This window comes from Litorisediminivivens sp. KMU-197 (assembly GCF_056858395.1).
Genome location: NZ_JBXEQG010000006.1, coordinates 88,336 through 101,372, shown reverse-complemented (window position 1 = coordinate 101,372; position 13,037 = coordinate 88,336). Strand labels below are relative to the sequence as shown.

At 63.6% G+C, this 13,037-nt stretch carries 18 protein-coding genes; 10 read left to right on the top strand and 8 right to left on the bottom strand.

What is annotated here, in order from left to right; all coding sequences use genetic code 11:
• Positions 1–67: 67 nt before the first annotated feature.
• Positions 68–1,459, bottom strand: a complete 1,392-nt coding sequence (locus tag AC04PT_RS14140) for a porin family protein (protein WP_482874361.1) — start codon at positions 1,457–1,459, stop codon at positions 68–70.
• 4 nt (positions 1,460–1,463) lie between these two features.
• Positions 1,464–2,432, bottom strand: a complete 969-nt coding sequence (locus AC04PT_RS14135; protein WP_482874360.1) for a thymidylate synthase — start codon at positions 2,430–2,432, stop codon at positions 1,464–1,466.
• A 197-nt stretch (positions 2,433–2,629) separates the two neighbouring features.
• Between AC04PT_RS14135 and thyX the strand changes: the two genes are divergently transcribed.
• From thyX to AC04PT_RS14115, 4 genes are all read left to right on the top strand, one after another.
• Entirely contained in the window at positions 2,630–3,535 is a 906-nt protein-coding gene (gene thyX / locus AC04PT_RS14130; RefSeq protein WP_482874359.1) for an FAD-dependent thymidylate synthase, read from the top strand.
• A gap of 578 nt (positions 3,536–4,113) precedes the next feature.
• Positions 4,114–4,395, top strand: coding sequence for a hypothetical protein (locus AC04PT_RS14125; RefSeq protein WP_482874358.1), 282 nt, complete (start codon positions 4,114–4,116; stop codon positions 4,393–4,395).
• 109 nt (positions 4,396–4,504) lie between these two features.
• Positions 4,505–4,987 (top strand): hypothetical protein, encoded by a 483-nt coding sequence (locus AC04PT_RS14120; protein WP_482874357.1) that lies wholly within the window; start codon positions 4,505–4,507, stop codon positions 4,985–4,987.
• Positions 4,988–5,202: 215 nt separating this feature from the next.
• Positions 5,203–5,418, top strand: a complete 216-nt coding sequence (locus AC04PT_RS14115; protein ID WP_482874356.1) for a hypothetical protein — start codon at positions 5,203–5,205, stop codon at positions 5,416–5,418.
• Between the two features lie 237 nt (positions 5,419–5,655).
• Here AC04PT_RS14115 and AC04PT_RS14110 read toward each other — a convergent pair whose 3' ends face one another.
• Positions 5,656–6,105: a YHS domain-containing (seleno)protein gene (locus AC04PT_RS14110; protein ID WP_482874355.1), complete on the bottom strand. Its 450-nt coding sequence runs from the start codon at positions 6,103–6,105 to the stop codon at positions 5,656–5,658.
• A 156-nt stretch (positions 6,106–6,261) separates the two neighbouring features.
• Between AC04PT_RS14110 and AC04PT_RS14105 the strand changes: the two genes are divergently transcribed.
• Positions 6,262–6,675 (top strand): copper chaperone PCu(A)C, encoded by a 414-nt coding sequence (locus tag AC04PT_RS14105; RefSeq protein WP_482874354.1) that lies wholly within the window; start codon positions 6,262–6,264, stop codon positions 6,673–6,675.
• A 57-nt stretch (positions 6,676–6,732) separates the two neighbouring features.
• On the opposite strand, the gene AC04PT_RS14100 is transcribed toward AC04PT_RS14105, so the two are convergent.
• A complete protein-coding gene (locus tag AC04PT_RS14100) occupies positions 6,733–7,425 on the bottom strand; it encodes an NAD-dependent deacylase (RefSeq protein ID WP_482874353.1) in 693 nt (230 codons plus the stop codon).
• Between the two features lie 51 nt (positions 7,426–7,476).
• Here AC04PT_RS14100 and AC04PT_RS14095 point away from each other — a divergent pair, with 51 nt between their 5' ends.
• Both AC04PT_RS14095 and AC04PT_RS14090 read left to right on the top strand, forming a co-directional pair.
• The gene (locus AC04PT_RS14095) at positions 7,477–7,920 is read left to right on the top strand and encodes a low molecular weight protein-tyrosine-phosphatase (RefSeq protein WP_482874352.1); all 444 of its coding nucleotides are present in this window, start codon (positions 7,477–7,479) and stop codon (positions 7,918–7,920) included.
• 61 nt (positions 7,921–7,981) lie between these two features.
• Positions 7,982–8,101, top strand: coding sequence for an entericidin A/B family lipoprotein (locus tag AC04PT_RS14090; protein WP_482874351.1), 120 nt, complete (start codon positions 7,982–7,984; stop codon positions 8,099–8,101).
• Here the strand turns inward: AC04PT_RS14090 and AC04PT_RS14085 are convergent.
• The 3 genes from AC04PT_RS14085 to AC04PT_RS14075 all read right to left on the bottom strand — a co-directional run bounded on the left by AC04PT_RS14085 (position 8,098) and on the right by AC04PT_RS14075 (position 9,182).
• Positions 8,098–8,310 (bottom strand): dodecin, encoded by a 213-nt coding sequence (locus AC04PT_RS14085; RefSeq protein ID WP_482874350.1) that lies wholly within the window; start codon positions 8,308–8,310, stop codon positions 8,098–8,100. The genes AC04PT_RS14090 and AC04PT_RS14085 overlap by 4 nt on opposite strands.
• A 95-nt stretch (positions 8,311–8,405) precedes the next feature.
• Positions 8,406–8,864: a DUF4396 domain-containing protein gene (locus AC04PT_RS14080; RefSeq protein WP_482874349.1), complete on the bottom strand. Its 459-nt coding sequence runs from the start codon at positions 8,862–8,864 to the stop codon at positions 8,406–8,408.
• Positions 8,865–8,945: 81 nt separating this feature from the next.
• The gene (locus AC04PT_RS14075; protein WP_482874348.1) at positions 8,946–9,182 is read right to left on the bottom strand and encodes a hypothetical protein; all 237 of its coding nucleotides are present in this window, start codon (positions 9,180–9,182) and stop codon (positions 8,946–8,948) included.
• A 182-nt stretch (positions 9,183–9,364) separates the two neighbouring features.
• Between AC04PT_RS14075 and AC04PT_RS14070 the strand changes: the two genes are divergently transcribed.
• Positions 9,365–9,880 carry a DUF488 domain-containing protein gene (locus AC04PT_RS14070; protein ID WP_482874347.1) on the top strand — a complete coding sequence of 172 codons (516 nt, stop codon included), beginning with the start codon at positions 9,365–9,367 and terminating at the stop codon, positions 9,878–9,880.
• Positions 9,825–10,583 (top strand): hypothetical protein, encoded by a 759-nt coding sequence (locus tag AC04PT_RS14065; protein WP_482874346.1) that lies wholly within the window; start codon positions 9,825–9,827, stop codon positions 10,581–10,583. The genes AC04PT_RS14070 and AC04PT_RS14065 overlap by 56 nt, the downstream gene beginning before the upstream one ends.
• 87 nt (positions 10,584–10,670) lie before the next feature.
• On the opposite strand, the gene lepA is transcribed toward AC04PT_RS14065, so the two are convergent.
• Positions 10,671–12,470 carry a translation elongation factor 4 gene (gene lepA / locus AC04PT_RS14060; RefSeq protein WP_482874345.1) on the bottom strand — a complete coding sequence of 600 codons (1,800 nt, stop codon included), beginning with the start codon at positions 12,468–12,470 and terminating at the stop codon, positions 10,671–10,673.
• A 126-nt stretch (positions 12,471–12,596) separates the two neighbouring features.
• Here lepA and AC04PT_RS14055 point away from each other — a divergent pair, with 126 nt between their 5' ends.
• Entirely contained in the window at positions 12,597–12,878 is a 282-nt protein-coding gene (locus tag AC04PT_RS14055) for an acylphosphatase (protein WP_482874344.1), read from the top strand.
• Positions 12,879–13,037: the final 159 nt, after the last annotated feature.

Here is a 13,037-nt window from a genome sequence, read left to right as displayed (position 1 = left end):
CCCCTTTGCCTGTACCCGTGGTCGGGAACCTAAGCGTCCGGGCGGCGAAGTCCAGCGCGGCGGCGGCTCAGAAGGCCGACCGGAAGCCCACGGAAACCGACAGTTCCTCGGTCTCGAACCGGCTGACGTTGCTGTCGGTCCGGCTGGCCTGCAGCGTCAGGGTGGGCACGAAGCCACCATAGCCGATCTTGTCGAAGGTCATCGTCACCTCGGCCTCGTGCCGGGTGTCGACACGGCCCCCGGGGACCGCGAAGAACAGGATGCGGTAATCGGGATAGGTGGTTTCCGACAGCGACAGCGCCGCCGACAGCGACACCGGGCCCACCGGTTTGCCCCGGTCATAGGATACCCCGACCCGCCGGGTGGTCGACCGCGCCTGCCCGTTGTCCGAGTCTGCCCGGATCGCATCCAACGACAGCGCCAGCCTGTCGCCGTTGGCCAGCGTCCTGCCCATCCCCAGCCCAAGCCCGTCGCTCCGCACATCCGCCAGCCCGGAGGCATCGTTGAAGCGGCGCTGATGGTTGGCCGAAAAGCTCAGCGACAGGCCGGTCTCGCTCGGCAGCACGAGACGCGCCCCGGCGGTCATCACGTCATAGGCCCGCTCGCCGCCGCTCCACAGTTGGCCGAAACCGATGCTCGACACCAGCAGCGCCGTGTCGCCAAGCGCCCGCACATGCGACAGCCCGGCTTCGGCATAGGTCGAGCCATAGTCGCCATTCTCCGCGTCCGGCGCCTTGTCGCGCGCCTCGTCGGACAGCCACACCCGGCGCACCTGCGCCCCTCCGGTCAGGCGCGTCTCCGACGTCTCGCCCCGGTGCAAGCGATAGCTGAACCGCCCGTTTAGCGTGCCGATGGTGCCGGGCAGCGCCTGCGAGGCCGGGTCGAGCAGCCCGACCAGCGGCAGCCCGTCCACCACGTTGATCCGGTCCGCCGCCCCGTTGTTGACGTTCGACGACGGCACCAGCGCCCCCGAGATGTTGAACCGCAGCTTCGCCTTGCCGCGATAGGCCTTGAATTCGTGGATGGCCCGGCTGCGCGACACCGCGTCCGGCGCCGCCTGCACCGCACGCCGCATCCAGACCTGCGCCGGCAGAAACCGCTCCTGCCGGGCGGCGGTCAGCGCCGCGATCCGCGCCGCCTCGTGCTTCTGGCGCGGGGTTTCGGCATGTTTGAAGGCCAGCCGCGCCGCCGGCGCGGCTTCGGCAAGGTTGCCGGCCTGCATCAGCACCGTCGACATCACGAGGTGCGCGAAACTGTCGGTCGGATCGCGTTGCAGGATGCCCAGCGCCAGTTGCCCGGCCACATCATGCCGCCCCTCGGCCAGCGCCGCCAGCGCCAGCGCCCGCGCATCCGCGACCGTGACGGCGGCGTCGGACGGCGGGGCAGGGGCCGCCTCCTGAGTCAAACCGGGGCCGAGCATCAGGATGCTCAGCCCCAAAGCTGCCAGAAGTGGTTTCATCGGGTTATGGCGCCACGATATCGCAGACCGCCGCATCGTCGGGCATGCCGCATTGGGTCAGCACGAAGACGCCGACCTCTTCCTCGTTGGTGATGCCCTCGATGTAATTGTCCAGCGATACCACGCCGGCCACATAGCTGGCGTCCGCGCCGCCGAAGATGCCGCCGTAGCTGCCGGTGTTCTGGCTCGGGTCGCCGGACAGTTCGGCGTCACCGATGAACTCGCCGTTCTCGTCGATGGTGGTCGGCGCCAGCGCGATATCGGCCAGCGCGAAGGTCGAACCGTCCACCGGGCTGATCAGCACCCTGTTATAGATCTCGCCGTTGACGCCATTGTCGGCGAAGTTGGCGTTCAGGAATATCGTGCCGGCCACCCGCGACGGTTCTCGCGGCAGATCGGGCAGGGAGGTCGGATCGATCCCCGGCGGCAGCGGGATCAGCCCCGCGCCGTCCGAAGACGACAGGTTCGACAGGCCCGCATAGCTGCCCGCATAGGACACCTGGCCTTCGCCCGGGCCCGAGCCGATCGCGGGGGGCGTGAAGGCACCCGAGCGTTCGTAATAGCCGCCGCCGAAGAAATGGTTGAACTGCCCGCCGTCCATCACCGCCGCCGCGTGGACCGAACTGTCCGCGCTCTGCGCCGCCAACGCGACGAACATCCGGTCCAGCGCATCCTCCTGCGCCGAATAGGCAAGGTAACCGCCGGTATCCAGCGCCGGGTTGCGATCGAAGGTGTTGCTCAGGGGGGTGCCGTCCACCGCCGCCACCGTGACCTCGATGCTGGCCGCGCCCGGTGCGCCCGCCGTCGCGACGTTGCGCGCCAATTCGTCGGGCAGGCCCGTCTCTTCCTCGACCGGCTGTTCGGCGCCATCGGTCTCTTCGGGATCCGGCTGGAACGGATTGTCCTTGCCCGTGGTCCCGTCACAGGCCCCCAACGCCGCCGCCATGAAGAGCGGCACGATATACTGTCTCATTGAAACTGCCCCGGTCATTGCCGTTTATTTTGTCCACAGGCTCCGCGCCGGTCCGGAAAAAGTCAACGCCAAAAGACCTTTGCACCCGAAACCTCACCCAACTGAGGCCGAAATGGCATACTGCATCTGCGGTTTCCCATTTGCCCGACCCCCAGATATAGTGGAGCCCTGATTCATCTTGTAGAAAGGATTCGCCTATGTCCGTGACGCCCGAACAGCAGGCCGAAATCGCGGCGCTCCGGTCCGAAACCACGCCCACGCTGCGCGCCACCGCGCCGGGGATGGAGGCGCATCTCTACAAGGCCTACCCGGTGCTCGACCATGGCCTCGTGCGGGTGATCGACTACATGGGCGACGATGCCGCCATCTGCCAGGCCGCCCGCGTAAGCTACGGAAAAGGCACCAAATCCGTCCAGAACGACGAGGGCCTGATCCGCTACCTGATGCGCCACTGGCACTCCACCCCCTTCGAGATGTGCGAACTCAAACTCCACGTCAAACTGCCCGTCTTCGTCGCCCGCCAGTGGATCCGCCACCGCACCGCCAACGTCAACGAATACTCCGCCCGCTACTCGATCCTCGACCGCGAATTCTACATCCCCGAGCGTGACGCGCTGGCCGCGCAATCCGCCGTCAACAACCAGGGCCGCGGCGCGGCGCTGACCGGCGAAGAGGCCGACCGCGTGCTGCGCTTCCTGCGCGACGACGCCATGCGCTGCTACGACCACTACGAAGAGATGATCTCCGACGACGGCCAGCAGGGCCTCGCGCGCGAGCTTGCCCGCATGAACCTTCCCGCCAACATCTACACCCAGTGGTACTGGAAGGTGGACCTGCACAACCTGCTGCACTTCCTGCGCCTGCGCGCCGACCCCCACGCCCAATACGAGATCCGCGTCTATGCCGAGGAGATCTGCAAACTCGTCGCCGACTGGGTGCCCTTTGCCTATCGGGCGTTCGAGGATTACCGCATGGGTGGCGCCACCTTGTCCGCCACAGCCCTTGAGTGTGTCCGCCGGATGCTGAAAGGCGAGGAGGTCACGCAGGAGACCTCGGGCATGTCCAAGGGGGAATGGCGGGAGTTTCAGGGGGTCTTGGGGTGAATAACCGATAAACGTATAACGCCATTCAAACAGCACTTCTTAGTGGTGCATTGGGATGCGAAACAAAGGAGAACGAAGTCTTTTCAAAAGTGCTGACGCACGACAGGTTTTTGAGCACCCGCGTGAGGTTGTTTGCGGAAAGCGTCAGCATTGGCTTACGCAATTAAAAAAGCTGACAGCACCAATTTCGAATGCAAAAGATGTTAAGTATTCGGGTTGGCCAGAATTTTTGATCATTCAAAAGGTCATAGGTCGAAGTTGCCAAGCGTAGGGTGGGTTTCCAACCCACCGTCCGCCATTGGCGGGTTACAATCCCACCCCACACCTCACGCCACCCGCTCGTTCCCCCCCCGACAAACCCGTCTCACGCCACCACCACCAACTCATAGCCGTTCTGCAAATTCAACCGGACCACCCCACTGGCGCGACGGCCGCCGACAATCCGTAGGGCGGGTTTCAACCCGCCTGAATGCCTCGATAAACTAAACCTCACACCTACGGAGATTCATCCATCCCACTGATTTCCGGGCACACCCATCGAATTTCGCCATCACACGCACAAAGATTCGCCGCATTTCATGGAAATGATACTGGCGAAATTGCCAATCTTATGCTTAACTTCGCTTAAAAAGGGAGCAGTCCCCGTGCTTGCAGGCGCATTGATCGGATCATTGGTAGGGCTTATTGCGGCTTTCGTCGCATTCCTGATGGATGTGCACCTCGGGCTTGTATTGGCGATCTACTTCATCGTCTCCGGGGTCATCGTCGTCGGCTTGCCGGCCCTGCTTCTGTTGCGGACCAATCGGGCGCGGCGCAAGACCGGCGCAACCGAAATCACGGCCAAGCGCGCGCAGACCTGACGCCCCCGGATGGGCGGATGTGCGACGCATCACATCTTAAAAATCGCCCGATATGCTACACTCCCGACACCGCCCCACCTCAAGGGCGGCATATTAGGAGACCAAGCATATGCAAATACATTTCCTGTCCGCTGCCACTTTGGCGGCTGTTTTCGCGTTTTCCGCAACTCCGACGCTGGCCGAAACCGTCTCGGCCGATGGTACCGGCATGGGCACCAGCAATTCCGAAGCGATGCCACTCTCGGAGACGCTGGTGGCGATCCATGCCAACACCATGTACGACGGCTTCGAAGGCGCGAACGACGGCAACCCGCTGACCGGGCTCAGCGGGCCCTGCTTCGGTGCCGTGCTGATCGACAAGGGCGAAGCCTCGGGCGAGGGCCTGTGCCATTACTCCGACGCTGACGGCGACAAGGCGGTGATCCGCTGGACCGTCATGGCCGTGACCGAGGCCGGGCGCACCCAGGGTGAATGGCAGGTGGTGGGCGGCACCGGAAAATGGAGCAGCATCACCGGCGGCGGCAAGTTCGATGCCGGCGACGACACCGGAAGCTACACCAACAACGTCACCGGCGAATTCACCATGAACTGAGCCCCCGACCGGGCGGCGAAAGTGGCACGGGATGCTGTCCTGCCCGCCACAGCCCCGGGGCGGCCTCCCTCCATTCCGGGGGCATATTGCATGGCCGGCAGGAATCCGCACATCCACCGGGGCGGACCGGCTGGAAATCGCACACGCTAAAATTGCATGTGGCACACCACGCGCCGCTCTAGGACAATGTTCCCGCACACTCACGGAGCAGCCTCATGCTGGCAGTCATCATATTCGCCTCTCTCGCGGGGCTTTTCTCGGTCGTCGCGGCGCTGGCCAACGGGGTCGGCATCGGCACGACCCTCGCCATCTATCTCACCGTCTCGGGTCTGGGCATCGTCGGATTGACGGCCCTGCTACTTTTGCGGACCAATCGGGCGCGGCGCACGACCGCCGCAACCGAAATCACGGCCAAGCGCGCGCAGACCTGACGCCCCCGAAAGGGCGGATGTGCGACGCATCACACCCAAGAAATCGCCCGCTATTCCCTCGATGCCGGCGACACGACCGGCAGCTACACCAACAACGTCACCGGCGAAGTCACCATGAACTCAAGCTCCGGCCCCGGCGCGACGCGGGTCGATCTGCCGGGATTTTGAGGGTCACTGCGTGGCAGGGGGGGGCTTTTGTACAAAACACCCCCCTGTTTTGTACAAATTGTACAAAACTCAGCCGAGGATGCCGGGCCAGTTCGCCTCGCCCTTGGCGATGTTTCCGGGCACGTCCTGCAGCCACAATTCGCGCGCGCGGAGGTTCGCGTTCAGGTAAAGACGTCCCTCATGGATCGTCCAAGCCTCTGGAATCGTTGGCGCAAGATAGCCCCGCGACGCGGCGAAGGCGCAATAGCCGCCGAACCTGGGCGCATAGCGTTCCGGGTCCATCTCGAACCGCGACCGCGCCTGCGGGTCCCGGAAGCGCCACTCCGCCCCCCGCCAAACCAACCCGATCCCCGCCCCCGGGATGACCGGACCGCCGGTATCGAAGTACCCCATCGGATCGGCCCCGTTTATCGCTACGCCGGCCTTCTGAAAGACCATGGGTTCGCCCGCGCGGGCTGCTCCGGCCAGCAGGGGCGCAGCCGCGATCGACGCCAGAAAGGCGCGTCTTTTCAGTATCATGTCTGGTTCCTCCCCATTTCGTCTTCGCCAGAATGACCCGCAAAGCGAGTCGACAAAACCCCGCTCGCCAAAGCGTGATGAGGCGTGCGGTCACACTGGACGGCACCGCCCGGCCACGATAGGTCAGCCGCATCGTTTCCCAAGCCCGGAGCCTCCATGCGCCTCCCTCTGCTCGCCCTCACCCTTGCCGCCACTCCCGCCGTCGCCGAGATCGAGATCGAAGCCCCCTACGCCCGCGCCTCCAATCCCATGGCCGGCGCCGCCTTCATGATGATCCGCAACACCGGAGACACCGACGACCGCCTCGTTTCGGTCGGTTCCGAGGCCGCCAAGCGAGTCGAACTGCACACCCATCACGAATCCGACAATGGAATCATGCGGATGCAGGCCGTCGACGATGGTGTCATCATCCCCGCCGGCGGCGCCTATGCGCTGGAACGCGGCGGCGATCACGTGATGTTCATGGGCTTGGCAGAGCCCTTCGCGGACGGCGACAGCGTGACTGTGACGCTGCAGTTCGAAGACGCGGGCGAAGTCACCATCGACATCCCTGTCGACCTCAAGCGCTGAGCCGCTTCGCGCCGAACATGCCATGAGGTCCGGGACAATCGTCCGGACGTCGAAAGGTCAGCCCTGCAGCAGCGAGGCAACCCAGCGCGGCACCGTCTGTGTCGCGCGCCCGGTCAGCACGCGGTCGAAGAGATACGAGACCGAGGTCGGCTCCAGGCTCATTTCCACCGTCTCGGCTCCGCCGCTGCGCGCGTCCTCGACAAAGGCGGCGGCGGGATAGACCTGTCCGGAGGTGCCGATCGCAGCGAAGACCGTGGCCTCGGCCAGATGACCGGCGATCTGGTCCAGTCCGTAGGGGTATTCGCCGAACCAGACCACGTCGGGCCGCGCCGCGGGCGCCTTGCAGGCGGGGCAGAGCGTCTCCGAGGTCATCTCTGGCGGTGCCTGCCACCGATGGCCGCAGGCGTCGCAGAGCGCGCCGGCCAGTGCCCCGTGCATCTGCAGGACGGTCCGCGACCCGGCGCGCCGGTGCAGGTCATCGACGTTCTGCGTGACGATCACCACCTCGTCGTCGTGGTTCCGCTCCAACCGGGCCAGCGCGTGATGGGCGGCGTTGGGCTCTGCCTGCGCCGCCTGCACTCGTCGCGCGTTGTAGAAGCCGTGCACCAGCGCGGGATCGCGTGCGAAGCCCTCGGGCGTGGCCACGTCCTCGATCCGGTGCTGCGCCCAGAGCCCGCCTTCATCGCGGAAGGTGCCCAGCCCGCTTTCGGCCGAGATGCCGGCACCGGTAAGGATGACGATCTTGCCCATGTGGCCCCCCATAGCCTAGAACCGGACCCACCCTGCCAAAGGCGCGCGCCCATGACCACCCGCATCCTGTTTGTCTGCCTCGGCAATATCTGCCGGTCGCCCGCCGCCGAGGGCGTGGTGCGCCAGATGTCCGAGGGGCTGACGCTGGACAGCGCGGGCACCGGGCAATGGCACGTCGGCAACCCGCCACATCACGCGATGATCGAGGCGGCAAAGGCGCGGGGATATGACCTGTCGGGGCTCAGGGCGCGACTGTTCACGGCGCAGGATTTCGAGCGTTTCGACCTGATCCTCGGGATGGACGCCGACAACTTGCGCGCCATCGAGCGGCTGCGGGGCGCGTCCGAGGTGCCGGTGCGGCGCTTCACCGACTATTGCGGCGGGCCGGAGACGGCGGTGCCGGACCCGTATTACACCGGCGATTTCGAAGGTACGCTCGACCTGATCGAACGCTGTGCCGCCGGGTTGCTGCGGGATATCGCGCCGGCGCGGTGAGGGCTTTTCAACCGTGCGCGCCCGCGCTATGGCAGGGACGGATCAACGAGAGGCCGGACGCATGTGGAAATTGGCAGTCACCGGAATGCTTCTTCTGGCACTGGCGGGATGCGAGACGGTGCGCGGCGCGAGCCGCGACCTGCAGAACGCAGGCCGCACGGTCGAGCGGGCGATCCCCTAGTCTTCGCGGTCCAGCCGGAAGCCCAGCTTCACGCCGACCTGGAAATGCGCGACTTCCCCGTCCTTGACGTGGCCGCGAATGTCGCTGACCTCGAACCATTCGAGATTGCGCACCGATTTGCCGGCGGCCTTCACGGCCTGGCGGATGGCGTCATCGACGCTCTCGGTTGAACTGCCGTAGACCTCGGTGATGGGATAGACGTGGGACATGGGATGTTCCTCCATTGCTGTCTGCACTCTATCCTAGCGCAGCTCTGCCCGCCGTCCCGAAGAATCCGCCCCGCCGCGAGGCGGGGCGGGGTGTCCTAGTGATGGGCGTGCACCACGGCGTGGCCGCGGCCCCGGGCGATCATCCAGCGGTTCACCGGGAAGACCACCAGCGCCGCGACGAAGAGCGCGAAGGCGAGGCTGGCCCAGAAGGTCAGGCTTGTGAGGCCCGCGGCCATGGCGCCGGGGATCGCCAGCAAGACCGCGTTGTCGACGATCTCCATGATGGTGATCGACACGGTGTCGGCGGCCAGCGCCACCTTGGCGGCCTCGCGCCATGTCATGCCGGCGCGGAGCAGCGGGATCAGCGTCATCGAGTAGCCGAAGACGAAGGCCAACGCGACGGCCAGCGCGATGGTGGCCACCACGCCCCAGCCCAGCGCGGTGCCGATGACGAGGCCCAGGACCTCGCCGATGCCACAGCCGGTCAGACAGTGCAGCGTGGCCGAGAGGGCAAGGCGGGTGAGGGTTTGCGGGGGGTGAGCAGCGTGGTCCATTGGAGGTGTCCTGATGGGGGTGAGGTCGATGGACTCACCCTGCACCTTCCCAGGACTGGAAGGTCAAGCGGTTTTGGTCGGTCAGAGTCCGAGCAGCGCCTTGGCTTGTGCCAGCGTCGCGACCGAGGCGGCGTGCTGCCCGGCGTTGTGCTGCACCTCGCCGGTGGCGCGGAGTTGTTTCACCTTGGCGAGCGTTGTGGCGGAGAGGCTGGCGCTTTGCAGCGCGGCGTCGATCTGCGCCATGTCGGCGGGGCACTGATGCGCGGCGGCCGGGCTGGCGAGGAGGGTGACGAGGGCGGCGGTGGCGAGGTGTTTCATGGCGGGTCTCCCGGGGTGCGCGGAGAGGGTAGCATGGTGGGGGAGGGGGAGGGGGTCACGATTGCGGGGGTGGAGGAGTGTAAGGCTGCTCATAAGTCGCAGTGTTGTGAAAGGTCTTGGTTACTAGGTTGAGTTATGACGCGGGGATGTGAGACAAGCGAAAGAAAAATGGAGGTGAGCAGTTGCCAGAGCTTTATACGATTGGGTACGAAGGTGCAGACGTGACCCAAGTGCTCGACACACTGGAAAATGTAGGCATTCAAGTCTTAGCAGACGTTCGAGAGCTTCCCCTTTCGCGAAAAAAGGGTTTATCAAAAACTTCCCTCTCTGACGGTCTGTCGGCACGTGGTATTCAATACGAGCACTACAGGACTCTAGGAGATCCAAAAGAAGGCCGAGATGCAGCAAAGTCAGGTGACTACGAAAAGTTTGAAAGCGTATTCCTTGCTCACCTGACATCTGAAGCGGCACAACAGTCTTTGGGAGATCTTCTTAGAGTTGCCGAGCTTAAGAAAACTTGCATACTGTGTTTCGAGCGATGCGCAAGCGTATGCCATCGTTCCTATATTGCAGATGTAGCTGCCTATCATGGATTTGACGTTTACAACTTGGTTCCTGATCGGCCCAAAAAGTACTTAGTGAATGGAATCAAAATCCCGCGTTACAATCCTCGTGAAGGCATCGCCGCAGCCGAGTAAAACCCATCAGGAGACGGTTTGCTGTGCTGGGCTGGATCCTAATGGACAATGGAAACGTTTATTTCCGGTGCGCTTTCGTCAACTAAATGACGATCAGTCCTTTGCAAGATGGAATATTGTAGAATTTAACTACTCGAAGCCTCAGAGAGACAGTCGCCGGGAGAGTTGTCGAATTCATGAGGAGTCGATTAAGGTTGTCGGCAAAGTTCCCAGCAGGAGCCAACGTTCAAACTTAGTAGATCCCGTAGTCGTGTCTTCAGAGATTGAAGCAGCTGCACGAAATGATAGCTTGGCTCTCATCCGTCCTGAAAATCCGGAGCTAACATGGAAACGCCGGTCGCAAACGGAGATTGCTGAGGCGCGAGCAGCTTTTGAAAATCAAGCCAGGCAAGCATCTATGTTCGACAAGGAGCTCGACGTAATAGAGCCCTGCCCGTATAAGTTCACAATGACGTTTACTGACGGCGCTGGCAACCAGCGCAAAAAAACCTGCGCCGATTGGGAAACTCAAGCCGCCTTTTTCAAACTTAGACCAAGCTTAGGAGAAAAGGGCGTCCTAGAGCATCTCAGAAAGACTTACTGCGAAGATTATGTCGCTAGCGGATTGGTTTTCGCGCTAGGAAACATGGCTAGCCGTCCGCAGACTTGGCAGCTTCTCGGAATTTTCCCTGTTGCCCAGCTTGCCCAAAAGAGTTTGTTCTAGGATCTATTGCTCAAGTCAAATTTCGCCTATGCGGGCAAGACTTTGACAGCATCAATCGCTTTCGCTTACCTGACTTGCAACGACCAATTACCCGTCCATCTTCAACGCCGAAATAAACGCCTCCTGCGGAATATCCACCTTCCCGAACTGACGCATCTTCTTCTTGCCGGCCTTCTGCTTCTCCAAGAGCTTCTTCTTCCGCGTGGCGTCGCCGCCGTAGCACTTCGCGGTCACGTCCTTGCGCAGCGCGGACAGGGTCTCGCGGGCGATGACTTTCCCCCCAATCGCGGCCTGAATCGGGATCTTGAACATGTGGCGGGGGATCAGGTCCTTCAGCTTCTCGCACATCGCCCGGCCCCGCATTTCGGCGCGGTCGCGGTGAACCATGGTGGACAGCGCGTCCACCGGCTCGTCATTCACCAGCACCTGCATCTTCACGAGGTTGTCCTCGCGGTACTCGGTCATCTGGTAGTCGAAGCTGGCATAGCCCTTGGTCACCGATTTCAGCCGGTCGTAGAAGTCGAACACCACCTCGTTCAGCGGCAGGTCATAGACCACCATGGCGCGTGACCCGGCATAGGTCAGGTCAAGCTGGATGCCGCGGCGGTCCTGGCAGAGTTTCAGCACGTCGCCGAGGAATTCGTCAGGCACGAGGATGGTGGCCTTGATGCGCGGCTCTTCCAGGTGGTCGATGGTCGAGGGGTCGGGCATGTCGGCGGGGTTGTGCAGCTCCATGTGGGAGCCGTCCTTCATGTAGATCTGGTAGATCACCGAGGGCGCGGTGGTGATCAGCTCGATGTCATATTCGCGTTCGATCCGGTCGCGGATCACCTCGAGGTGCAGAAGCCCGAGGAAGCCGCAGCGGAAGCCGAAGCCCAGCGCGGCGGAGGTTTCCATTTCGTAGGAGAAGCTGGCGTCATTGAGGGCCAGTTTCTCGATGGCGTCGCGGAGGTCTTCGAACTCGGCCGAGTCCACCGGGAAGAGGCCACAGAACACCACCGGCTGCGAAGGGGCGAAGCCGGGGAGGGGTTTCTCGGCTCCCTTCTTCTCGTGCGTGATGGTGTCGCCCACCTTGGTGTCGCGGACCTGCTTGATCGAGGCGGTGATGAAGCCGATCTCGCCCGGGCCGAGCTCGTCGATCACGGTCATAGCGGGGCGGAAGACGCCGATGCGGTCGACGCCGTACTTCGCGCCGGTCTGCATCATCTTGATGTTGTCGCCCTTCTTCAGCACGCCGTCCATGATGCGGACCAGCACGACGACGCCGAGGTAGGGGTCGTACCAGCTGTCGACCAGCATCGCTTTGAGCGGTGCGTCGCGGTCGCCCTTGGGGGCGGGCAGGCGGTGGACGATGGCCTCCAGCGTGTCGTCGATGCCGATGCCGGTCTTGGCCGAAACCTGGATGGCCTCGGAGGCGTCGATGCCGATGACGTCCTCGATCTGCTCGGCCACACGGTCGCAATCGGCGGCGGGCAGGTCGATCTTGTTCAGCACCGGCACGATCTCGTGATCGGCGTCGATGGCGTGGTAGACATTGGCCAGGGTCTGGGCCTCGACGCCTTGCGTCGAGTCGACCACCAGCAATGAGCCTTCGACGGCGCGCATGGACCGCGAGACCTCATAGGCGAAATCGACGTGGCCGGGGGTGTCGATCAGGTTCAGCACGTAATGCTCGCCGTTCTTGGCCACATAGTCGATGCGGACGGTCTGCGCCTTGATGGTGATGCCGCGCTCGCGTTCGATGTCCATGCTGTCGAGCAGCTGCTCCTTCATGTCGCGAAGGGCCACCGTGTTGGTGGATTGGATCAGCCGGTCGGCAAGGGTGGATTTCCCGTGGTCGATATGCGCGACGATCGAGAAATTGCGGATATGGGCGAGGTCTGTCATGGATCGGGATATGAGGCCAAATGCGGGTGTCGTCAATCGGCTGTCGCCTGCTTGCGCCGCGGTTGGGCGGTTTCGTCGCCACCTGTTCCATGGCAGACTTGGCCCGCAAGCGACGGAGGACCGGACATGGCACGCGAAATCGCAAGACAGGCCCGGGTGATGGGACGGGTGCAGGGCGTGGCCTATCGCGCTTGGACACAGGGCCAAGCCGAGGCACTGGGGCTGCGCGGCTGGGTGCACAACAACCCGGACGGATCGGTCACGGCGCTGGTGGTGGGGCCGGAAGAGGCGGTCGAGGCGATGCTTGACCGGATGTGGTCGGGGCCGGGGGCGGCGGCGGTGCGCGACGTATCGGTCGCGGTGATGGAACCGGTGCCGGAGGTCGACGGGTTCGTGATCGACGGGTGAGAGGGCATCTTCGCGTGACCCCGAGGTCGGCGGGGTAGGCCGGGCTTCAGCCCGGCACCGGCCACGCCGGGCTGAAGCCCGGCCTACGGGTATCGGTCTGATGTCGGCACTGAGCGGCGCGGTCGCCTCACCGGGGCGAGGTCGGCGATTGCGTGGCGG